The organism is Streptomyces sp. CA-210063 (assembly GCF_024612015.1).
Classification (GTDB): domain Bacteria; phylum Actinomycetota; class Actinomycetes; order Streptomycetales; family Streptomycetaceae; genus Streptomyces.
Window position 1 is genome coordinate 6,110,781 of sequence record NZ_CP102512.1, and the last position, 21,141, is coordinate 6,131,921.

The window sequence follows — 21,141 nt, forward strand, 5'->3', positions numbered from 1 at the left end:
TTTTCCTTATGGGTTTGCTCGCGGCCTCTCCGCCGATCATGATCTCCTCGCCGCGCCCGCTGCCATGAGGGAGCGGTCTCCCGGAACCAAGGTGTAGTTCGCTACACCTTTTGCTGTGCCGTGCCCCCCAACCGACAGGAGACACCGAACGTGCGGACACCGACCTGCCTGCTGGGCGGAGCCGGCATCGACGACCGGGTGGCCCACGGTCACGACGCGGACCGGTTCGTGGAGATCGGCTCCCTCACCAAGGTGTTCACGGGAACCGTCCTGGCCCGGCTGGCGGCGGAGGGGGCCGTCGGCCTCGACACCCCGCTGGAGGAGTGCGTCGAGGAGGTGCCGAGGGGGACGGGCGTCACCCTGCGGCACCTCGCCGAGCACACCTCGGGTCTGCCCCGCCTGCCCGCCGGACCGACCGGCCCCCCGGACGACCCGTACGTCGACTTCACGGAGACGGCCCTGCGGGAGACGCTGCGCGACCTGGACCGGCTGACGGCCGGCCGGCTGGGGGAGGAGGAGTACTCCAACCTCGGCTACGCCGTGCTCGGGCACGCGCTCACGACCGTCACGGGACGCTCGTACCAGCAACTGGTCGACACCTACGTCCTGTTGCCCCTCGGTGTGGAGGCGGGCGCGGTGACGGCGTCCCCCGCGGCCGGCCAACGCCTCGTACCGCGCGGTCTGTTCGGCCGGCCACGGCCCCTGTGGACGCTGACCGGGCCGATCCTGCCGGCCGGCGGCATGTGGTCCACCTGCCGGACGCTGGCGCACATCCTGGTCGCCCTGCTCATCGAACGCAGACTGGGCGACCCGGCCCCCTCCTGGCAGCGGGGCCCCTCGATCCGGTGGCACAACGGTGCCACCCGCGGCTCGTCCGTCGTGGCCGCCGCGCACGACGACGGACGGTGGATCCTCCTCCACCGTCTCGGCGACCGGGCCCGCACGGACGAGCTCGCGAGACAGACCCTCCTCGCGGCCGTCCCGTCGCCGTCGCCTCCGGCGCGATGACCCCGGGCGGCGCCGGTGGAGCTCGACCGGGAGGCGCGGGCGGGGGCGCGGGCGGGTGGGTGCCGACCGGTCGGTATGGACATCCCTCCCGTGAGCCGCTATGGATGACGCATGCGCATCTCCGTGACGATCTTCCTCACCGACGAGACGATCACTCCGACCCGGCTCGCCCGCGAGCTGGAGCAACGCGGTTTCGCGGGGCTCTACCTCCCCGAGCACACCCACATTCCCGTCGAGCGGACGACGCCGTACCCGGCGGGCGGTGAGCTGCCGCGCGAGTACGGCCGCACCCTCGACCCCTTCGTCGCGCTCGGCCAGGCCGCCGCCGTCACCGAGCGGCTGGGCCTCGGCACCGGCATCACGCTGGTCGCCCAGCACGACCCGATCGACCTCGCGAAGCAGATCGCGACCGTCGACCACCTCTCCGGCGGCCGCCTCACCCTCGGCCTCGGCTACGGCTGGAACGTGGAGGAGGCCGCCGACCACGGGGTCGACTGGCGCACCCGGCGTGAGCTGGTGCGGGACCGGATGGCGCTGATGCGGGCGCTGTGGGCGGAGGAGCCGACGGCGTACGAGGGGGAGTTCGGGAGCGTGCGGGCGAGCGAGGCCCATCCCAAGCCGGTGCAGAAGCCACGGGGGCCGGTGGTCGGGCCGCGCACGCTGATCGGTGGGGCGGCGGGGCCGAAGCTGTTCGCGCACATCGCCGAGTACGCCGACGGGTGGCTGCCGATCGGGGGGCGGGGGCTGGGGGAGGCGCTGCCGGTGCTGCGGGCCGCGTGGGCCGACGCGGGGCGGGATCCGGCGGGGCTCCAGGTGGTGCCGTACGCGGTGTTGCCGAGTGCGGGGAAGCTGGCGTACTACGCGGAGCTGGGGATCGAGGAGGCTGTGCTGCAGTTGCCTGCGGCCGGGGAGGGGGAGGTGCTTCGGTTGTTGGACGAGTACGGGGTGTTTGTGGCAGAGGGCGCCTGATAGCTCGGGGGTGCGGGTTTCGCTGGCGGATGCGGGTCCGGTGGGGCTTCTCGCGCAGTTCCCCGCGCCCCTGAAAACCAGGCCCTGCGGGCCTGAAAGACCAGGCCCTGCGGGCCTGAAGGAGCAGCGGTCGTCGCGGCCGAAAAGCATGGGGCGCAGCCCCTGCTTTTCAGGGGCGCGGGGAACTGCGCGAGAAGCCCCCACCGGACCCGCACCCGCCGACGAAACCCGCACCCCCGAGCTATCAGGCGCCCGGCCCGACCGGCGGAGCCAAGCCGCTCGTATGCTCGACGGATGACGAATTCCGCGCACTCTGGGACCGGCCCGACCGAGAACTCCATGCGGCGCGCGCTGAAACGTGCCAGGGACGGTGTGGCGCTCGATGTGACCGAGGCGGCGGTGCTGCTCCAGGCCCGCGGCGCGGATCTGGAGGATCTGGCCGCTTCGGCGGCGCGGGTACGGGACGCGGGGCTCGAGGCGGCCGGGCGGCCCGGCGTGATCACGTACTCGAAGAGCGTGTTCATCCCGCTCACCCGGCTGTGCCGGGACAAGTGCCACTACTGCACCTTCGTCACCGTGCCGGGCAAGCTGCGCCGGGCCGGGCACGGGATGTTCATGTCGCCGGACGAGGTGCTGGACGTGGCCCGCAAGGGGGCCGCGCTCGGCTGCAAGGAAGCGCTGATCACGCTCGGCGACAAGCCGGAGGACCGCTGGCCCGAGGCACGGGAGTGGCTGGACGCGCACGGGTACGACGACACGATCGCGTACGTCCGGGCGATCTCGATCCGGATCCTGGAGGAGACGGGGCTGCTGCCCCATCTGAATCCGGGCGTGATGTCGTGGACGGACTTCCAGCGGCTCAAGCCGGTGGCCCCCTCCATGGGCATGATGCTGGAGACGACCGCGACGCGGCTGTGGTCCGAGCCGGGCGGCCCGCACCACGGCTCCCCGGACAAGGAGCCGGCCGTCCGTCTGCGCGTCCTTGAGGACGCAGGCCGTTCCTCCGTCCCGTTCACGTCCGGTGTCCTCATCGGGATCGGGGAGACGTACGAGGAGCGCGCGGAGTCGTTGTTCGCGCTCCGGAAGGTCTCCCGGTCGTACCACGGCATCCAGGAACTGATCATCCAGAACTTCCGCGCCAAGCCGGACACCGCGATGCGCGGTATGCCGGACGCGGAGCTGGACGAGCTGGTCGCCACCGTGGCCGTCGCCCGGCACATCATGGGCCCCGCCGGCTGTATCCAGGCCCCGCCGAACCTCGTCGACAGCGAGTACGAGCGGCTGATCGGCGCCGGGATCGACGACTGGGGCGGCGTGTCCCCGCTCACCATCGACCATGTGAACCCCGAGCGCCCCTGGCCGCAGATCGAGGAACTCACCGAGCGGTCCCGCGCCGCCGGCTTCGAGCTGCGGGAACGGCTCTGCGTGTACCCCGAGTTCGTCACGCGTGGCGAGCCGTGGCTGGACCCGCGCCTGCTGCCGCACGTACGGGCGCTCGCGGACCCCGAGACGGGCCTCGCCCTGCCGGACGCGGTCGTCGAGGGGCACCCGTGGCAGGAGCCCGAGGAGGTCTTCGTCGCCGCCGGCCGTACGGATCTGCACACCTCGATCGACACCGAGGGCCGTACGTCCGACCGCCGCGACGACTTCGACGAGGTCTACGGCGACTGGGGCGCCCTGCGCGAGGCGGCGGCGCCCGGCATGGTGCCCGAGCGCATCGACACGGACGTACGGGAGGCGCTGCGCACGGCGGCCGACGACCCGACGAAGCTGTCGGACGACGAGGCGCTGGCCCTGCTGCATGCGGACGGCCCCGCGCTGGACGCCCTCACCCGGATCGCGGACGACGTCCGCAGGGCGGCGGTCGGCGACGACGTCACGTACATCGTCACCCGGAACATCAACTTCACGAACGTCTGCTACACCGGCTGCCGCTTCTGCGCCTTCGCGCAGCGCCGCACGGACGCCGACGCGTACACGCTCTCCCTGGACCAGGTCGCCGACCGGGCCCAGCAGGCCTGGGACCTCGGCGCGGTCGAGGTGTGCATGCAGGGCGGCATCCACCCCGACCTGCCGGGCACGGCGTACTTCGACATCGCGAAGGCGGTGAAGTCCCGCGTCCCCGGCATGCACGTCCACGCCTTCTCCCCGATGGAGGTGGTGAACGGCGCGACCCGGACGGGCCTGTCCATCCGCGAGTGGCTGACCGCCGCGAAGGAGGCGGGCCTCGACACCATCCCCGGCACGGCGGCGGAGATCCTGGACGACGAGGTCCGCTGGGTCCTGACGAAGGGCAAACTGCCGACGGCGACGTGGATCGAGGTCGTCTCCACCGCCCACGAGCTGGGCATCCGCTCCTCCTCGACGATGATGTACGGCCACGTCGACCAGCCCCGCCACTGGCTGGGCCACCTCCGCACCCTGGCCGGCATCCAGCAACGCACCGGCGGCTTCACGGAGTTCGTGACCCTCCCCTTCATCCACACCAACGCGCCGGTGTACCTGGCGGGCATCTCCCGCCCCGGCCCCACCATGCGCGACAACCGAGCCGTCACCGCCATGGCCCGCCTCCTCCTGCACCCGTGGATCCCCAACATCCAGACCAGCTGGGTGAAGCTCGGCACGGAGGGTGCGGCGGAGATGCTCCGCTCCGGCGCCAACGACCTCGGTGGCACGCTGATGGAGGAGACGATCTCCCGGATGGCGGGCTCGTCGTACGGCTCCTACAAGTCGGTCAAGGACCTCATCGCGGTCGCGGACGCGGCGGGGCGCCCGGCGAGGCCGCGGACGACGCTGTACGGCGAGGTCCCGGAGGAACGGCAGAAGGCGGCGCAGGTCTCCGACGGACATCTGCCGGAGCTGCTGCCGGTGCTGGACTGACGTCTGCGGCGAGCAGGTCGGAAAACCCTTTCAGCGGTGTCCGTGCCCCCTGTTAGCCTCCTCCGGCCCGTGCGACCCACGGGCACGAGGAAGCTCACAGGGGAGGGGACAGTTGGAGAGGTTAAAGAGATCCGGTGGCCGTGTGCTGCTGGCGATGGGGTGCTCCGTGGCAGCGATGGTGGCGACCACGTCCGGCATGGCGCACGCGGCGGAGAACCTGCCGCCGAAGCAGCCGCTCGTGCGGGATCTGAAGACGGGTGGCAAGGCGTGCGGGGCGGGCGAGGGCAAGGCGTTCCTCGCCGAGTCGCAGCCTCTCGTCAACGCTGTTCTGTACGACACCGACGGAGGGCGCGTCAGCGGTGAGTTCGAGCTCTGGTGGACGGACGCCGAGGGCACCGAGCAGCGCAGGACCCTCACGACCACCGCGAAGTCGTCGGGCAGCCCGTTCACCTTCGGACTGCCGTGGGACGACCTTCCCGCGAACACCGTCATCTCATGGCACGTCCGGGCCGACGACGGCACGGCGAAGTCGCCCTGGAGTTCCGAAGGGGGCGGCTCGGCCTGCGAGTTCGTGTACGACAACGTGAATCCGGCGAAGGCGGAGGTCACGTCCCCCGAGTACCCGCAGGACGTGCTGTGGGTGGACGGAGTGGGCGTGTACGGCCACTTCAGCATGGACTCGCCCTCCGACGACGTCGTGGCCTACCGCTACGACTTCCTCCGAGGCCCGGGCGGGACCGCCCGGCCGGACGAACCCGGCGGCTCCGTGACCCTCCCCTTCCTGCCGCTCACCTCGGGCCCCGACACGCTGACGGTACGCGCCATCGACCGCGCCGGCCGGAGCAGTGGCGAGACGTCGTACCGCTTCTTCGTCAAGTCCGGCCGGGCCCCCGTCGCGCACTGGAAGCTCGGCGACCCGGCGGGTTCCACGACCGCGGCGGCCGAGACCGGTACCGCGGCCGACGCCGGCGGTGGCGTGACCTTCGGCGGTCCGGCTCCCACGGGCACGGGCCTCGCCTCCACGGCCACCCTGGACGGCAGCGGCGACGGCTATCTGACGCCGGACGTCCCGGCCGTCGCCGACCCGCGGAAGACCTTCGCGGTGAGCGCCTGGGCACGGCCCGCGCGGACCGACCGGACCATGACCGTCGCGGGTCAGGACGCGGACGGGTCCTCGGGCTTCGCCCTCGGTCTGACGGCCCGCGACGAGGCGCCCGTCTGGTCGTTCACCGTGGGCGGTGCCCGCGTGTCGGGCGGTGTACCCGAGACCGGGGAGTGGGCCCACCTGCTGGGTGTGTACGACGCCGAGACCGGCGAGGCCCAGCTGTATGTCAACGGCGACGCGGTCGGTACGACGGCCGAGGCCGCACCCGGCGAAGCCGTCGGCGCCTTCCAGATCGGACGCGTCCGTGACGGCGACTCCTACCGTGGCCACTGGCACGGCGGCCTCGGTGACGTCAGGGTCCACGACCGGGTCGTCGTCCCCGACGAGGCGGCCGAACTGGCCCACCGCACACCGCGGTCGCTCGGCCACTGGTCGCTGGAGGACGCGTCGGACGGCGCCAGCCCCGACCAGGGCGGCGGTGCGCCGCTGAAGCTGGGTTCCGGTGCGACGATCCATCGCGGCCCGGACGGCTCCTGCCTCCCGGACCTCGACCCCGACTGCCCCGTGGTGCCGTACGCGCTCGTCGGTGACGGCCATCTGGCGCTCGACGGCGAGACGGGGCACGCGGCCACGGAGGGGCCCGTCGTCGACACGTCCGACAGCTTCTCCATCGGTGTGGTCGTACGCCTCGCGGACGCCGAGCCGACCCGCCCGATGACGGTGCTCTCCCAGGGTGGTGAGCACACCGACGCGTTCAGGGTCCGCTACGAGCCTTCCACGTACGCCTGGCAACTGCTCATGCCGGTCGCGGACGAGCCCGGCGCCGCCGAGACGGTCGTGGCTCAGCTGGCGATGGCTGACGGCGGCGAGGGCCAGGGACATCGGATCGCGGTCGTCTACGACGACGCCACCGACAAGATCAAGCTCTACCTGGACGGTGTCATCGACACGGGCGCGACCGCCGGGTTCTCCAACGGCTGGCCGAGTTCCGGCCCGCTCCAGGTCGGCCGGGCCCAGGTCGGCGACGGTTGGGGAGAGTACTTCCACGGAGACGTCGACGAGGTGCACGCCTTCGCCGGCGCCCTGGACGACAGGGACATCAACCAACTGGGGTCGGGCACGGAGCCCTGCCTCTGCTGAGTGCCGTTCGCCTATTGACAAGTGGCGTGAGGGTCCCAGCGACACGCCGTGCAGGCGGCGTGTCGCTGGGACTACGCGCCCACTTGGCTTCCTCGTGGCGGCCCCGCTTCCAGGCGCGTTACGCGGCGGAGTAGGAGTCGACGAACGCCGTCCACGAGCCGTTCGTGAAGGCGAGTTGTGCGCCCTGGTGGTCCTTGGAGTCGCGGACGTGGACGGTGGGGGCGGTGGGGGATATGGCTACCTCGACGCACTCAGGGCCTTCGTTGCTGCTGTAGCTGCTCTTGAACCACTTCAGCGTGGGCGTCATGTCTCTTCTCCCAGTACTTTCTCAATGAACGCCAGCGAATCCCGTGGCGGGAGAGCCTGCGCCCGGATCATTCCATAGTGCGTTTCCAGGGTCTGGACCTCACGTGGATCACTGATCAGTCGGCTGAGGAACTGGACCTCCAAGTGCCCCAGCGCCTTGCCGTCCTGGAGTTTCAGCAGCTGAAACGAGCCGCCCATGCCCGCGTGGTCCTCACGGTCCGTGGGCATCACCTGGATCACCGCGTGTCTTAACTTACCGATCTCCAACAGGCGTTCGAGCTGTCGTCGCAGCACCATTTTGCCCCCGATCGGCCGTCGAAGTGTCACCTCTTCCTGGACAAAGGTGAGCTGCGGGCGGGGCACGCGCTCGAAGACGGTCTTCCGAGCCATACGCGCGGCGACATGGCGGTCGATCTCATCCTCCGTGTAAGGGGGGCGCCGCATCGCGTACAATTCCCGTGTGTACTCCGGGGTTTGCAATAGGCCGTGTATGTGGTGGCTGGCGTAGGCGCCCAGGTCGACCGCCTCGCCCTCCAACCTCGCCAGATCCCGAACCTTCTTCGGATACCGCGCCCTCTCCACGTCCTCCTTCATCGCCGCGAGTTTCCCGCCCGCCCCGAGCACCTCGTCCGCCGTGTCCAGGAACTCCGGCTTCGGCGCCCGCCGCCCCCGCTCGACCGACGAGACCATCTCCTCGCCGTACCCGATCGCGGAACCCAGCTCGGACTGCCGCATTCCCGAAGCCTCGCGCCACGCCTTGATCTGTCGCCCGACCGCCTTCAGTACGGCCGCGGACTCCTCGTCCTCCATGCTGCTCATCTCCCGCCTCCCGCCTCCCGCGTACGAGCCGTACGGCCCTCCACGACACCCGGACAGTCACGCCGAGTACCGGGGTCGTCACTGTTCAGCGTAGGAACGAGCGGCCACGCTGAGTGACGTGAACCAGGAAACCCTTCGCCAAGTCCCCAGCAGTGCGTACCTCTTCACGGTGCAGTTGTCCGCCACTCGAAGAGGTGCTCGACTGGCCAGACTGCTCACCGAACGCCAACTCGACGACTGGGGCGTGCCGTTGCAGGGCGCGGCGCAAGTCGTGGCCGAGCTGGCGTCGAACGCCGTGCTCCACGGGCGGGTACCGGGGCGGGACTTCCGGCTGAGGATCAAGCTCGATCCCGGCCCCGGCAGCAGCCTCCGGATAGAAGTGACCGACGCCCGAGGTGACCGAATCCCTCGTACCCCCGACCCGGGCGCGACGGACGCGGAGTCGGGCAGGGGCCTGATGCTGGTCGCGGCCTACGCGGACCGCTGGGGCGTCGACGAGGCGCCCGCGGGCTGCAAGACGGTGTGGGCCGAGTTGACGGTGCTGGGTCGCGGGACTCCGTGATGCGGCAGGTCACGGCGCCAAAGACCAAAGGAACTTGGGAAAGAAACCGGCCCGGCCCTGCCCCGCCATCCCCGCGCGGTCACCCTCCCGAGTGATCGTGGCGGATCTGGCTGGCGCGCGGGGCCGTCGATGGTGCAACGTCTGCCGAGCGACACAACTCCACACATACTTCGGCCCTCGCAGGGACTGGCATCCCGGACGAGGGCCTGACCAATCAGGAAGAAGAGACCTTCCCCATGGCTGAATCGCAGCCTAGCGCGCCCGCGCGCGCCAAGTCCCCGCATCCCGGATCCGTTCCCGGATCGGGTGTCGAACACGTCAACGAGCGGCACGACACGCACTTCACGGTCGTCGGAAACCACCTCGCCCAGCATCCGGAGCTGTCCCTGACGGCGATCGGCCTGGCGACCCACATCCAGTCGCTTCCGAAGGGCACGCCGGTCGGGATCAAGGCTTTGGCCGCCAAGTTCCGCGAGGGGGAGGTGCGTATCGCTTCGGCCCTGCGGGAGTTGGAGGCGCACGGCTATCTGAAGCGGTTACGAGAGCGTCTGCCGTCGGGGCGGATCGTGACACGCACGATCTCGTACAACAACCCGCACGCCGAGCAGTCCGGCCGCGAGCCGAAGCCGGTCGAGGCCGACGACACCGGCGACAAGGAGGGCGACAAGCCCGTCCCGGCCCACCATGAGGTGGACGACGAGGCGGAACCTCGGCCCACCGCCGACTCGCCCCAGCGCCGCACCGCGGCCCGCCTCCTCGCCGACCTGCGCACGTACGACTCACGCCTCCTGCTGACCGAGCGCGACGTACGCCGCCTCACATCGGCCGTGGTCACCTGGCTGGAGCGCGGGGTCTCTCCCACAGCCGTACTCCGCGCCCTGACGGAGGGCCTGCCCGAGGAACCGCTCAGGCGCCCGGCGGCCTTCCTCGCCCATCGCCTCGCCGTCGACCTGCCACCCGCCGTCTCGCCGCCCCGTCCGCCGCTGTCGACCACTACCGCCGCCACGGCCCTGCCTGCCCGGATGCAGAACTGCGACGGCTGCGACAGAGGGTTCCGCGCCCACGGCCCGGGCCGCTGCCGCGACTGCCGTCGCCACGCGGCCGAACGGGCGGTGGCATAGGACATGCGGCGAGTGAATCAGGTGGCCCGCGCCGTCCCGGCATCGCGCCGGAGCCTCCGCCGGTACCGTACGAGGAGCGAACCACCAGCACCGGAGGTCACCGTGAGTGCTCAGAGCGACGGCCCGTACGGACCGCTGATCCCCATGCCTGAGCTCACTCCGGACGCGCTCCGCGCCGCGGTCACCCGGATCGCGCCGAGCCGTGTCCCGGCACTCACCCAGCACCTGTTCGAGGCGACGACGAACGCACAGCAGACGCAGAGTCTCGCGCCGCTGCGCGCGTTCGTGCATTCGTGGGCCGTGTTCGTCGCGATTGAGCGGCACCCGGCGCGCGCTGGGCGCCTGCGTGAGCTGGAGCGGATCGTGGACACGGGTGAACAGGATCCCTCCGAGGCCATCGCCGAGATCCGGGCGATCCGGGAGGCCGCCGAAGCCGAGGCAGGTCTGTGACGGAGTGGGCTCGTGGCCCGGCCACGGACTGGTCCTGGGACTACAACCCCAGCGCCGAGTACATCACCGCAGGGCTGCCACCCGGCGTCGTGGCGGAGATCGAGCGGCTCGCCACCGAACTCGCCGCTCTCGGACACGGTTCCGTGCGGGTCGGAAGGCCCGCCGACCGGGAGGGCGGTCTGCGTGAGTTCGACCTCCTGGGCGGACGGGGCTTCATCAGCTTCCTCGCCGTACCCCGACACGAGTGCGTGTACGTCTGCGACGTGACGTGGTACGGCTGACGGGTGTGTGGCCGTTGGTCGGTCAGTCGGCCGTCCGGTCGTTCGTGGGGAGGCAGGTCACCAGCAGGACCACGCCGCTCAGCAGGAACACGCGGAGGGCGGCGTCGAGGCCGTTCCAGTCGTCTGACTGCCACATGACGAACCACTCGCCGCCGATGGCGATGAATCCGGCGCCGAAGAGGAGGAGGACCATGAGGAGGCCGAGGGTGCTGTAGCGGCGGGCGGTGGGGAAGGCGCGGTTGCCGAGGGCTCTGGCCCAGAAGTAGGTGGCCGCGATGAGGATCAGGGCGGAGATCGTCTCCCAGATGATGATGAGGACGTAGGCAGCGTCCTGTATGCCCTTCGATTCGATGGCCCGCCACATGAGGTCCTCGTCCTTGAACGTGGTGTCCATGGCGAAGACATGGCGGACGAACTGCTGGTTCGTGCCGAAGTCGGTGATGTTGCTGAACGCGACGAGCGCCATGTAGAGGGCGACCGTGCCGACGAGCAGTGTCGAGGCCAGGGGGAGGGGTGAGATGCGGGGGGTCTTTATTTCAGCCATGGACCAACTATGTGCGTGAGCATGGATCAACCCCAGGTGGTTTTCGGCGCGTTGGATCACCATGTGAGGCGCTGATGGCGGAAAACCGAGGATGGCCGGAGATGAGTACGGCCGGAGATACGGCCATGGCCGGGCCACCGAGGCGGCGACCCGGCCGGAGCAGGGGCCCGGTTGCCTACTTCGCGAACCCGAGCCCGAACCGCGCGTCCTGCTCCGGTGCCTTGAGGACGGCCGGACCGAACGACGCGATATTCGTCGTGACCAGGCCGTTCTTCGAGCCGCGGAAGAGCCAGACGGCGCCCGAGTCCTGGTACGTGCCGTCCTCCGTGGGCGCGCCGACGGCCAGGTCGGCGCGGTTGTTGGAGTTCACGTCGAGGAGGGAGACGGACGCGCCGAAGGTGTCGCCGGCCTCGGAGGCGCCGGGGACCCCCGAGTCGGACTGGTCGAAGGCCTGGGCGCCGGTGCCGGTGAGACCGGCGGCACCGCCCTTCAGCAGCACGATCGACCCGGCGTCCTTGACGGAGCCGATGTCCTCGCCGGGGACGCCGACCGCGATGTCGGGGTAGCCGTCGCCGGTCACGTCACCGGCGGCGACGGAGTAGCCGAACTGGTCACCGTTCCAGTCGCTGTCGGGCCCCTCGGACTCGGAGACGCCGGGAACGCCCGCGGTGTTCTGGGTGATCTTCGTGGTGCGGGTGGAGGGCCCGTTCGCGGAGCCGTAGACGACGCGGACGTTGCCGGCCTCGCCGTTCCTCACCTCCGAGACCTGGCCGACGTCGCGGGCGACGTAGTCCCCGTAGCCGTCCAGGTTCACGTCGGCGACGACGCCGCCGAGGGTGAAGTGGCCGGTGGACCTCGCGGTCTGGCTCACGCCGGTCGACGTGCCCTTGCGCCACTGCGCCTGGTACGACATCTCCTCGAAGCCGCCCGTGGTGATCAGGTCGTCCTTGCCGTCACCGTCCATGTCGCCGACGGTGATGTCCCAGATCTCGTCCTCCTCGTCGTTCGCGAGGGTGGAGGTCTGGGCCGGGGCGCCGGCGCGGGTGAACGGGCCGAGCTGGATCTGGAGGCCGCCGTCGCCGGTGGTGACGAGGTCGCCCTTGCCGTCACCGTTGAAGTCGCCGTCGACCGCGCGGTTGACCCGGCCGGTGAACGCGGTGGCCGAGGCCAGGCCGCTCGGGGAGCCCCACAGGATCGCGTCGGCGTCGTCGAAGCCGCCGACCGCGAGATCGGTGTAGCCGTCGCCGTCGAGGTCGCGCGCGGCGGTCGTCTGGCCGAAGGAGGTGCCCGCCTCGGCGGTCGCCGGCAGCCATGAGGTGGTGCGGGAGATGACCTGGGGGCGCGCGGTGTCGGCGCCCGCGACGGAGCCGTACACGACCGAGACGTAGCCGGCGCTCTCGGCGCCCGCGACGGTGGCGCGGGGCGCGTTGATCACGAGGTCGGCGAAACCGTCGCCGTTGAAGTCGGCGATCGGCGCCGTCGGAACCGCGGCGGCCGGCACGGCGGCGACGAGCGGAGCAGCCAGCAACGCGGCGGCGACGGCCGCGCATCCCGCGACCGTACGGCTGCGGCTGCTGCTGCGGCTGCTCGTACGGAGGGTGGGGAGGCTGGTCGTGCGACGGCTGTGGCGAAGGGGCACGGGTTCTCCAGGAGTTGGACTCGGTTACATCGGCTGTTCACATTCGATCGTTTGACGACCGAGAGTGCCAAACGGTTGTGGTTTACGGGAGAATTGCGCTCGTCAAGAGCCCTGAACGGACCGTTCCCATTCGATTACAGTGCTGGACTGTCGAGCCGTACGGGCGTACGGATGTACTGACGTACTGACGTGCGGGTGGGCCGTGAGGAGGCCGGGGTGGGTGCGACAGCCGGTGCCGTCTGGGGGCGGGCCGAACAGCAGGACTTCCGCAGCCGGGTGCGCGGGACGCTGCTGGGCGCGGCCGTCGGCGACGCGCTGGGCGCGCCGGTCGACCAGCTGACCCTGCCACAGATCGGCGAGGCGTACGGCCCGGAGTGGCTGACCGATCTGGTCTCCGCGTACGGCAGACGCGGCGCCATCACCGACCTCACCCAGCTCACCCTGTTCACCGTCGACGGTCTGATCCGCGCCCAGGTCCGCCGCGACACCGGCGTCTGGCACCCGCCGACCGATCTGCACCGGGCGTATCGGCGCTGGGCCGCCACCCAGCGGGACTGGGGCCCCGACGAACGCCGCAAGGACGACGGCTGGCTCGCCCGCGAGGAGTGGCTCTACGCCCGCCGCGACCCCTCCCTCATCTGCCTCCTGGGCTTCGCCGACGGGACCATGGGCACCCTCGACGCCCCCAAGAACCCCGGCGCGTGCGGCGCCGAGGCCGCCGCCCGCTCGGCCCCCTTCGGACTGCTGGTCGGCTGGGAGCCCCAGCTCGTCTTCCAACTGGCCGTCGAGTGCGCGGCCCAGACCCACGGCCACCCCACCGCCTACCTCGCCGCCGGCTCCTACGCCGTCATCGTCCACGCCCTCGCCCGTGGCGAGAGCCTCGACGCCGCCGTCCAGAAGACCCAGGTGCTGCTGGCCGCCCGCCCCGGCCACCAGCCTGTCGCCGACTCCCTCCAACTGGCCGTCACCGCCGTACGCCAGGGCACGCCCACCCCGGCCGTCGTCGAGCGACTGGCCGCCGACGGCACCGCCGACGGCATGCTGGCCGTCGCCGTGTACTGCACCCTGGTCGGCGAGGACGTGAGCCACGGCCTGCGCCTGGCCGTCAACCACGGCGGCCCCTCGGGGGTGGCCGGCGCCCTGACAGGCGGCCTCCTCGGCGCCCTCCACGGCGAGACGGCCCTCCCTCCCGCCTGGCTGGCGGAGCTGGAAGGCCGCCCCACCATCCTCGTCCTCGCCGACGACTTCGCCCTGGAGATGACGCAGGGACCGGCCCTGCACGGCCCGGGCGGGGCGGTACCGGGATGGCTGACGCGGTACCCGCGAGGCTGAAGGAACGGGTCGGGAACGACTGGACCCGAAGAGCACGAACAGTGTGGGAGAGGTACGAAGCGAAAGATCATGGCCGACTGGAACCTACGACCGGCGTCCCTGACAGACATCGAACCCGTGGCCGAACTGCGTGCCGTCGTGATGCGCCCGGACCTCGAACGCCTCGGCCGCTACGACCCCCACCGCGTCCGCCAACGCCTCCGCGACTCCTTCGACCCGGCCCACGCCTGGATCATCGAGGTCAGCGGCACGTTCGCCGGCTGCGTCGCCCTCCGCCCGTCCCCCGACGCCCACTGGCTGGAGCACTTCTTCCTGACCCCGGAACTCCAGGGCACCGGCATCGGCACGGCCGTACTCCGCGATCTCCTCGACCGCTGCGACCGCGACGGCGTCCCGGTCCGCCTGAACGTGCTCCAGGGAAGCCCGGCCCGCCGCCTGTACGAGCGGCTCGGGTTCAGGCTGGAGACGGAGGACGCGGTGGATGTGTTCATGGTGCGTGGGCCGGCGCCGGGCAGACGCGGCCGGTGGCCGGCGCCGTCGCGGGCGATCAGCCGCACCCCGACCCCGGCCGAACGCCGGCCCTAGGTCCAGAACGACCGGTAGGGCCGTCGCGCTCCGTCCCGGCCCGGTCCGACGTCGCACCGGACCCGGGACGTGGGCGACAGCGCGACGACGACGTCCACGCGCGGATCGCGCACCGCCGTGAGCAGAGCCGCGTCCGAAAGAGGTTTCGCGTCGCGTGCGGGGCGTCCTACCGTGACCCGGTGACGACTCAGATGATCATCCTCAACGGCGGCTCCAGCGCGGGGAAGTCCGGAATCGTACGGTGCCTGCAGGCCGAACTGCCGGACCAGTGGCTGGCGTTCGGGGCCGACTCCCTCATCGACGCGATGCCCGCGAGGATGCAGACGTCGGACGGCGGGATCGAGATCTCGACGGACGGCGAGGTGGCCATCGGCGCGGACTTCAGGGCACTGGAACAGGCCTGGGCCCAAGGTGTCGTGGCCATGGCCCACGCGGGCGCCAGGATCATCATCGACGACATCTTCCTCGGCGGAGCGGCCTCCCAGCGACGCTGGCAGAAGCTCCTCGACGGTCTGGACGTGCTGTGGGTCGGCGTCCGCTGCGACAGCGCCGTAGCCGCGGGCCGCGAGATCGCCCGGGGCGACCGAGTCCGGGGAATGGCCGCCGCCCAGGCGAACATCGTCCACGAGGGCGTCCACTACGACCTGGAGGTCGACACCACCCACACCGAATCCCTGACGTGCGCCCGCACCATCGCCGCCCACGTCAGCTGACGGCCACACCACGACCCACTGACGGTCGCGTCTCAGCTCTCGATCAGCGGATCGTACGGCTCGTTCTCCGCCGTGGAGAGGAGGACGTAGTAGCCTCCTTCGGAGTCCGCGTAGAGGACGGGGCGTTCCTCGCCGCCCTCGCCGCCCTCGCCGCCCTCGCCGCAGAAGAAGAACGTGCCCCCGGCGCCGTCACCCGCGAAGCCCTCCAGCGTGGCGCCCGACGTGAGATGAACCTCCTCGCCGTGGTCGCCCCGGTCCAGGTCGAAGTCGCCGGGCCAGGTGAGGAACCGGGCGGCCTCGTCCTGTTCGCGGACGGCGGTGATCAGCGATCGCATACGCGGCACCCTAGCGACGCGCACTGACAACGCCCGACGCGGCGGCGAGGACCGTCCCAATGCCCGACGCGGCGGCGAGGACCGTCCCAATGCCCGACGCAGCGGCGAGGACCGCCCCAACGCCCGGCGCAGCAGCGAGGGCCGCCCCGGTCGGCACCGGGGCGGCCCTCACTCTCAAGCTCAGGCCGGCATCGGATCCTCAGACCCCCGTAGGACTGGACGCATCCTTCCCCGGAGCCGGCACCGCGGCCGCGGCTCCCGCTCCGCCCCTGCCGTCGCCGTCCCCATCCGTGTTGATCTTCTCGATGATCGCGAGCCGCTCGGGCGTGTCCTCCGGCTTGATGAAGCCGATGACGATGTACAGCACCAGCGACACCGCCAGCGGGATGGACACCTGGTACTGGAGCGGAACCCCGCCCTCGACGTTCCAGTGGATCGGGTAGTTCACCAGCCAGAAGGCGAACAACCCGCACGCCCAGCTGGTGAGCGCCGCCGTCGGCCCCGACCGCCGGAACGGCCGCAGCAGACCCAGCATCATCGGGATGGCCATCGGGCCCATGAGCCCGGCGACCCACTTGATGACGACGGTGATGATGTCCTTGAAGGCGGGCGAGTTGACCTGCGTGGCCGCCGCCATGGACAGCCCCAGGAACACGACCGTCGTGATCCGGGCGACCCGCAGCCCCTGCCCCTCGCTCCACGTACGGGCCCGGCGCCAGATCACCGGCGCGCAGTCCCGTGTGAAGACGGCGGCGATGGCGTTCGCGTCGGACGAGCACATGGCCATCGTGTGGGAGAAGAAGCCGACGATCACGAGGCCCAACAGCCCGTGCGGCAGCAGCTGTTCGGTCATCAGGGCGTACGAGTCCGAACCGTCGCCCTTCTCCGACGTCACCAGCAGCGGCGACATCCACATCGGGAAGAACAGCACCAGCGGCCAGACCAGCCACAGGATCGCCGAGAGCCGGGCGGAGCGCTCGGCCTCGTGCGGGGTCGCCGTGGCCATATAGCGCTGGGCCTGGTTGAGCATGCCGCCGTTGTACTCGAAGAGCTTGATGAACAGGAATGCCAGCAGGAAGACCGTGCCGTAGGGGCCCACCAGCGGCTCCCCGTGGCCCTGCAGTTCCGGACGGTCCCAGACGCCGAAGAAGCCGCCGTAGTCGCCCAGCTTCGCCACCACCGCGATGAACATCGCGATGCCCGCCAGCAGTTGGATCACGAACTGGCCCAACTCCGTGAGCGCGTCCGCCCAGAGGCCGCCGATCGTGCAGTAGACGGCCGTGATCGAGCCGGTGATCAGGATGCCCTGGTTCAGGGAGATGCCCGTGAAGACCGACAGCAGAGTCGCGATCGCGGCCCACTTCGCGCCGACGTCCACGATCTTCAGCAGCATGCCGGACCAGGCCAGCGCCTGCTGGGTGCCCAGGTTGTAACGGTTCTTCAGGTATTCGAGAGGGGACGCCACATGCAGCCGTGAGCGCAGCCGGTTGATGCGCGGCGCGAACAGCTTGGAGCCGATGGCGATGCCGAGGGCGATGGGGAAGGACCACGTCACGAAGGACGTGACGCCCCAGGTGTACGCGATACCGGCGTACCCGGTGAACATCACCGCGCTGTAGCCCGACATGTGGTGCGAGATGCCGGAGAGCCACCAGGGCATCTTGCCGCCGGCGGTGAAGAAGTCGCTGACGTTGTCCACGCGCTTGTGCGACCAGACGCCGATCGCGACCATCACACCGAAGTAGCCGATGAGCACGGCCCAGTCGAGACTATTCATGGGCCCCCTTCCAGGGTCCGCCGCCAGGGTCAGGCATGTGAACTCTGGGTTCGGTGGCATGCCCACGGCAAGCAAGTGGAAGGTCAAGAGCGGGTAAAAAAGTTCCGAGCGGTGACCTGAGTTTATGTATATGAACCACGAGTTGGCCGAAAAGGAGCCGAGAAGGATCAGCCCCGCGCCTGCTTCCCCCATCGACGGGCCAGGTCAGCGCATAAGCTCCCCCGCATTCACCAGCAGCGACTGGCCGGTGATCGCCCGTGCGCGGTCGGACGCCAGGAAGGCCACCGCGTCCGCGACATCCCCGTCCGTGGCCAGCTCCGGCAGCGCCATCCGCTCGGAGAGCCGCGCCAGCACCTCCGCCTCGGGCACACCCTCGCCGTGCGCGGTGAACCGGACGTACGCCTCCACCGGCGGCCCCCACATCCAGCCCGGCAGCACGGTGTTGACCCGTATCCGGTGCGGGCCGAGCTCCCGCGCCAGCGAGTACATCGCGCTCGTCAGCGCGCCCTTGGACGCCGCGTACGCCGCCTGCCACACCTGCGAGGGCGCGGCCACCGCCGACTGTGTGCCGATGATGACGACCGACCCGCCGCCCGCCGCCTTCAGGGCGGGCAGGCAGGCCCGGGTCATCCGCAGCGTGCCCAGCAGATTCACGTCCAGCACCGCCTGCCACGTGGTGAAGTCCGCGTCCTCCAGGCCCCCGAAATAGCTGTCCCGGGCCGCCACATGCACCACCGCGTCCACACCCCCGAACCGCTCCCGCGCGAGCGCCGCCAGCGCCGCGCACTGCGCCTCGTCGGTGATGTCGGTCGCCCGGTACGCCGTGTGCGCGCCGTCCGGATCCACGCCCGCCGCGGCCTTGGCGAGATTCGCCTCCGTACGCGCCCCCAGCACGGCGTTCCCGCCGTCCCGTACGACGGCCGCGGCGACCCGCTGTCCGAGCCCGGCCCCGACCCCCGAGACGACGACGGTCTTGCCCGCGAGCAATGACATCGGAGACCTCCCGGCTCTGGCGCACTATCTGACGGAGCGTCAGAGTAGGGGCGACCGCAGGTGGACGGAAGGGGAAGCACATGAGCGAGGACACCCGCAGCGCCACGTACGCCGAACTGGCTGCCGTAGGCCCGTACGGCGTCCACCCCGGCCACGCGCTGATCACCATGGTCGAGCCGCACCCGGGCCACGAGTACGCGTACAACCGCTGGTACGAGGACGACCACTACTACGCGGGCGCGATGGCGATGCCCTGGATGTTCGCGGGCCGCCGCTGGGTGGCGACCCGCGACCTCCAACTCCTGCGTACGCCGGAGAAGTCGGCGATCGCCCAGCCGGTCACCGCCGGCTGCTACCTGTCCACGTACTGGATCACCGACGGCCGCTACGACGACCACATGCGGTGGACCGTCGCCATCAACAAACGGCTGAATCGCGACGCACGCGTCTACCAGGACCGTACGCATGTCTTCACCGCGTTCCAGGACCACGAGGCGACCGTCTACCGCGACGGGGCCGCCGGGCCCCGCGACTTCCACGCCCTCGACCACCCGTACGCGGGCCTCGTCCTCGAGGTGATCGACGCCGAAGGGCCTGCCGAACGGGCCGAGTTGCTGGAGTGGCTGCGGGCCCGGCAGCTGCCCAAGCGGCTCGCCGGGTCGCCGGCCGCCATGGTCACGGTCTTCCGGCCCACCCCGCTGCCCCTCGACCGGATGTCGTACGTGAAGCAGGTCGAGGGCGTCGACACCCGCCTCACCCTGCTGTGGTTCCTGGAGGCCGATCCGCGGGAGTGCTGGGAGGCGTGCTTCGGCGGGTGGGAAGAAGCGCTCGCGGAATCGGGGCTGGGGAGACTGGAGTTGCTGGCGCCGTTCGTTCCCACGGTGCCGGGGACCGACAAGTACGTGGACCGGCTGCGGTGACCCCGGGCTGAGGGGCGGGCAAGGCCGAGCCCCCTCGGCCAGGACGGCGGGCCGGTCGAGAGGGCTCTGTCAGTGGATGTATGTGAAGTTGTCGGAGTGGTGATGATGGTTGGGGTGAACCATGGTCACGCGAGGTCGAAGGCTCCCCGGCTGACCTCGGTCACGAACGCGTTCCACGAGTCGGCGGGGAACGCCAGCGTCGGACCGTCGGAAACCTTGGAGTCACGCACGGACAGGGCCGAGAGGACGGGGGACTTGACCTCGACGCACGCGCCGTTGCCCGTGGAGTAAGAGGACTTGACCCACGTGTCCGTGGCGCCTTGCTGAATTGCCATTTCTGCTCCGCTTGCCGGTTGGTCGTTGAGTTGCTGTCGCCGAGCCGTGGACGTTGCTGACCGTTTCCGGAGACCACAGTTCGGTTTCCGCCAAGGTCGTTGATTTCCTTGGCGTGATCGACGCTACTCGCCAACATCGGCCGACGAAGCGACTATTCACTCGGGTGGGTGGCATATTCCATGAGGGTCTTCCCTCCGAGTGTGTCGAAGGTGTATCTTCCGGCCCTTCAGTGGGACTTGGGCAGGACTCACTGCGGCCGAAGCTGCGCGTACTCCTTCGCGATACCCGCGATGAACTGGCGGGATTGATCCACATTCAGGGCCTGTGCCCTCAAGTGCTCGTACATGACGCTGTATTTCTGGACGTCGGTGGGCTTCTCCAGGTACAGGTCGCTGGTGACGCCCTCGATGTAGACGACGCTGGAATCCGACGCGTCCGGGAACTCCAGGATCGCGTACTGCCCGTTCAGGCCGGGATGCGCGCCCAGGTCGAAGGGGATCACCTGCACGGTGACGTGCGGGAGTTGGGACTGCTCGACCAGATACTCCAACTGCTCGCGCATGAGGGAGCGATTGCCCACGACACGGCGCAGCGCGGCCTCGTCGAGGACGGTCCACAGCCGCAGGGGGCTCTCCGGCGCGGAGATACGTTCCTGTCGCCGCAGCCGTACCTGGACGCGCCTGTCGATGTCGCCGGGGGTGGTCTCGGGCAGCGCGCCCGCGATGAGCGCCTCGGCGTACGGGCGGGTCTGCAGCAGCCCGGGGACGACCTGGGGGTCGTAGACGCGCAGACTGGCCGCGTCCGTCTCCAGGCCGATGTAGACGCTGTACGGGACGTCGCCGAAGGCGTGCCACCAGCCCTGCTGACGCGAGTCCTTGGCCATTTGCATCAGCGAGTCGACGAGGCGCTGGTCCTCGACCTCGTAGACCCCGCAGAGGTCGCGGACATCGCGCTGGCTGATGCTGCGGCGGCCGTTCTCCAGGCGGCTGATCTTCGACTGGGAGACCAGCAGCCGCTCGGCGACCTCCTCGGCGGTCATGCCCTTCTGTTCACGGAGCCGACGCAACTCCATGCCCAGTCGGCGTCGCCTGACAGTGGGATTGACATTGGACGCCACGGGACGTGCACCTCCGGCTGCGTGCCTCTACATTGCGTATCTGCTGTTGAGCAGATTGCCACCAAGGTGCCGAGTACCGCTGGAAAACAGCGGATATGCGCTGCGCATGCGCCGTTCGCGCCGGTATTTTTCCGCCGCGGAGGGATCTCCGCCGGATGGATGGCCCTCGCCCGCCCCTTTCGCCGGACATGCGGCCGCGCGGGGCGATG

Annotated in this window: 21 protein-coding genes; 12 read left to right on the forward strand and 9 right to left on the reverse strand. The window is 70.4% G+C overall.

Annotation, left to right across the window (positions count from 1 at the left end):
* Positions 1–150 precede the first annotated feature (150 nt).
* The 4 genes from JIX56_RS26730 to JIX56_RS26745 all read left to right on the forward strand — a co-directional run bounded on the left by JIX56_RS26730 (position 151) and on the right by JIX56_RS26745 (position 7,102).
* Positions 151–1,008 carry a serine hydrolase domain-containing protein gene (locus JIX56_RS26730; RefSeq protein ID WP_257544262.1) on the forward strand — a complete coding sequence of 286 codons (858 nt, stop codon included), beginning with the start codon at positions 151–153 and terminating at the stop codon, positions 1,006–1,008.
* Between the two features lie 111 nt (positions 1,009–1,119).
* Entirely contained in the window at positions 1,120–1,977 is an 858-nt protein-coding gene (locus JIX56_RS26735; RefSeq protein ID WP_257544263.1) for an LLM class F420-dependent oxidoreductase, read from the forward strand.
* Positions 1,978–2,271: 294 nt separating this feature from the next.
* Positions 2,272–4,857, forward strand: coding sequence for a bifunctional FO biosynthesis protein CofGH (locus JIX56_RS26740; protein WP_257544264.1), 2,586 nt, complete (start codon positions 2,272–2,274; stop codon positions 4,855–4,857).
* Positions 4,858–5,032: 175 nt separating this feature from the next.
* The gene (locus JIX56_RS26745) at positions 5,033–7,102 is read left to right on the forward strand and encodes a LamG domain-containing protein (protein ID WP_257551127.1); all 2,070 of its coding nucleotides are present in this window, start codon (positions 5,033–5,035) and stop codon (positions 7,100–7,102) included.
* Positions 7,103–7,220: 118 nt separating this feature from the next.
* Here JIX56_RS26745 and JIX56_RS26750 read toward each other — a convergent pair whose 3' ends face one another.
* Both JIX56_RS26750 and JIX56_RS26755 read right to left on the reverse strand, forming a co-directional pair.
* A complete protein-coding gene (locus JIX56_RS26750) occupies positions 7,221–7,409 on the reverse strand; it encodes a DUF397 domain-containing protein (RefSeq protein WP_257544265.1) in 189 nt (62 codons plus the stop codon).
* On the reverse strand, positions 7,406–8,218 hold the full coding sequence (locus tag JIX56_RS26755) for a helix-turn-helix domain-containing protein (protein WP_257551129.1): 813 nt from the start codon (positions 8,216–8,218) through the stop codon (positions 7,406–7,408). The genes JIX56_RS26750 and JIX56_RS26755 overlap by 4 nt, the downstream gene beginning before the upstream one ends.
* A 127-nt stretch (positions 8,219–8,345) precedes the next feature.
* Between JIX56_RS26755 and JIX56_RS26760 the strand changes: the two genes are divergently transcribed.
* The 4 genes from JIX56_RS26760 to JIX56_RS26775 all read left to right on the forward strand — a co-directional run bounded on the left by JIX56_RS26760 (position 8,346) and on the right by JIX56_RS26775 (position 10,641).
* Positions 8,346–8,789, forward strand: a complete 444-nt coding sequence (locus tag JIX56_RS26760; RefSeq protein WP_257544266.1) for an ATP-binding protein — start codon at positions 8,346–8,348, stop codon at positions 8,787–8,789.
* A 236-nt stretch (positions 8,790–9,025) separates the two neighbouring features.
* Positions 9,026–9,910, forward strand: a complete 885-nt coding sequence (locus JIX56_RS26765; RefSeq protein ID WP_257544267.1) for a helix-turn-helix domain-containing protein — start codon at positions 9,026–9,028, stop codon at positions 9,908–9,910.
* Between the two features lie 102 nt (positions 9,911–10,012).
* On the forward strand, positions 10,013–10,360 hold the full coding sequence (locus tag JIX56_RS26770) for a DUF6247 family protein (protein WP_257544268.1): 348 nt from the start codon (positions 10,013–10,015) through the stop codon (positions 10,358–10,360).
* A complete protein-coding gene (locus JIX56_RS26775; protein WP_257544269.1) occupies positions 10,357–10,641 on the forward strand; it encodes a hypothetical protein in 285 nt (94 codons plus the stop codon). Before JIX56_RS26770 ends, JIX56_RS26775 begins: the two co-directional genes overlap by 4 nt.
* Positions 10,642–10,663: 22 nt before the next feature.
* Here JIX56_RS26775 and JIX56_RS26780 read toward each other — a convergent pair whose 3' ends face one another.
* Positions 10,664–11,185, reverse strand: a complete 522-nt coding sequence (locus tag JIX56_RS26780; protein ID WP_257544270.1) for a DUF2165 domain-containing protein — start codon at positions 11,183–11,185, stop codon at positions 10,664–10,666.
* A gap of 175 nt (positions 11,186–11,360) precedes the next feature.
* Positions 11,361–12,824: an FG-GAP-like repeat-containing protein gene (locus tag JIX56_RS26785; RefSeq protein ID WP_257544271.1), complete on the reverse strand. Its 1,464-nt coding sequence runs from the start codon at positions 12,822–12,824 to the stop codon at positions 11,361–11,363.
* Between the two features lie 216 nt (positions 12,825–13,040).
* Here JIX56_RS26785 and JIX56_RS26790 point away from each other — a divergent pair, with 216 nt between their 5' ends.
* The 3 genes from JIX56_RS26790 to cpt all read left to right on the forward strand — a co-directional run bounded on the left by JIX56_RS26790 (position 13,041) and on the right by cpt (position 15,454).
* Positions 13,041–14,156, forward strand: coding sequence for an ADP-ribosylglycohydrolase family protein (locus JIX56_RS26790; protein WP_257544273.1), 1,116 nt, complete (start codon positions 13,041–13,043; stop codon positions 14,154–14,156).
* 69 nt (positions 14,157–14,225) lie between these two features.
* Complete coding sequence (locus JIX56_RS26795) at positions 14,226–14,741, forward strand: GNAT family N-acetyltransferase (protein ID WP_257544275.1); 516 nt, start codon at positions 14,226–14,228, stop codon at positions 14,739–14,741.
* A gap of 179 nt (positions 14,742–14,920) precedes the next feature.
* Entirely contained in the window at positions 14,921–15,454 is a 534-nt protein-coding gene (gene cpt / locus JIX56_RS26800) for a chloramphenicol phosphotransferase CPT (RefSeq protein WP_257544277.1), read from the forward strand.
* A 32-nt stretch (positions 15,455–15,486) separates the two neighbouring features.
* Here cpt and JIX56_RS26805 read toward each other — a convergent pair whose 3' ends face one another.
* From JIX56_RS26805 to JIX56_RS26815, 3 genes are all read right to left on the reverse strand, one after another.
* Positions 15,487–15,789 (reverse strand): hypothetical protein, encoded by a 303-nt coding sequence (locus tag JIX56_RS26805; RefSeq protein WP_257544278.1) that lies wholly within the window; start codon positions 15,787–15,789, stop codon positions 15,487–15,489.
* 199 nt (positions 15,790–15,988) lie between these two features.
* Positions 15,989–17,566, reverse strand: a complete 1,578-nt coding sequence (locus JIX56_RS26810; RefSeq protein ID WP_257544280.1) for a sodium:solute symporter family protein — start codon at positions 17,564–17,566, stop codon at positions 15,989–15,991.
* Positions 17,567–17,770: 204 nt separating this feature from the next.
* Complete coding sequence (locus JIX56_RS26815) at positions 17,771–18,559, reverse strand: SDR family oxidoreductase (RefSeq protein ID WP_257544282.1); 789 nt, start codon at positions 18,557–18,559, stop codon at positions 17,771–17,773.
* Positions 18,560–18,639: 80 nt separating this feature from the next.
* Here JIX56_RS26815 and JIX56_RS26820 point away from each other — a divergent pair, with 80 nt between their 5' ends.
* Positions 18,640–19,479, forward strand: a complete 840-nt coding sequence (locus JIX56_RS26820; RefSeq protein ID WP_257544284.1) for a hypothetical protein — start codon at positions 18,640–18,642, stop codon at positions 19,477–19,479.
* Between the two features lie 125 nt (positions 19,480–19,604).
* Here JIX56_RS26820 and JIX56_RS26825 read toward each other — a convergent pair whose 3' ends face one another.
* Together JIX56_RS26825 and JIX56_RS26830 are read right to left on the reverse strand one after the other, a co-directional pair.
* A complete protein-coding gene (locus JIX56_RS26825; RefSeq protein WP_257544286.1) occupies positions 19,605–19,814 on the reverse strand; it encodes a DUF397 domain-containing protein in 210 nt (69 codons plus the stop codon).
* A gap of 248 nt (positions 19,815–20,062) precedes the next feature.
* Positions 20,063–20,932 carry a helix-turn-helix domain-containing protein gene (locus JIX56_RS26830; RefSeq protein WP_257544288.1) on the reverse strand — a complete coding sequence of 290 codons (870 nt, stop codon included), beginning with the start codon at positions 20,930–20,932 and terminating at the stop codon, positions 20,063–20,065.
* Between the last annotated feature and the right edge of the window lie 209 nt (positions 20,933–21,141).

Coding starts and splice junctions, on each gene's coding strand:
- JIX56_RS26755 (WP_257551129.1), bottom strand. CDS start 8,218: ATGGAGGACGAGGAGTCCGCGGCCGTACTGAAGGCGGTCGGGCGACAG.
- JIX56_RS26745 (WP_257551127.1), top strand. CDS start 5,033: ATGGTGGCGACCACGTCCGGCATGGCGCACGCGGCGGAGAACCTGCCG.
- JIX56_RS26810 (WP_257544280.1), bottom strand. CDS start 17,566: ATGAATAGTCTCGACTGGGCCGTGCTCATCGGCTACTTCGGTGTGATG.
- JIX56_RS26780 (WP_257544270.1), bottom strand. CDS start 11,185: ATGGCTGAAATAAAGACCCCCCGCATCTCACCCCTCCCCCTGGCCTCG.
- JIX56_RS26825 (WP_257544286.1), bottom strand. CDS start 19,814: ATGGCAATTCAGCAAGGCGCCACGGACACGTGGGTCAAGTCCTCTTAC.
- JIX56_RS26815 (WP_257544282.1), bottom strand. CDS start 18,559: ATGTCATTGCTCGCGGGCAAGACCGTCGTCGTCTCGGGGGTCGGGGCC.
- JIX56_RS26740 (WP_257544264.1), top strand. CDS start 2,272: ATGACGAATTCCGCGCACTCTGGGACCGGCCCGACCGAGAACTCCATG.
- JIX56_RS26805 (WP_257544278.1), bottom strand. CDS start 15,789: ATGCGATCGCTGATCACCGCCGTCCGCGAACAGGACGAGGCCGCCCGG.
- JIX56_RS26735 (WP_257544263.1), top strand. CDS start 1,120: ATGCGCATCTCCGTGACGATCTTCCTCACCGACGAGACGATCACTCCG.
- JIX56_RS26820 (WP_257544284.1), top strand. CDS start 18,640: ATGAGCGAGGACACCCGCAGCGCCACGTACGCCGAACTGGCTGCCGTA.
- JIX56_RS26750 (WP_257544265.1), bottom strand. CDS start 7,409: ATGACGCCCACGCTGAAGTGGTTCAAGAGCAGCTACAGCAGCAACGAA.
- JIX56_RS26765 (WP_257544267.1), top strand. CDS start 9,026: ATGGCTGAATCGCAGCCTAGCGCGCCCGCGCGCGCCAAGTCCCCGCAT.
- JIX56_RS26795 (WP_257544275.1), top strand. CDS start 14,226: ATGGCCGACTGGAACCTACGACCGGCGTCCCTGACAGACATCGAACCC.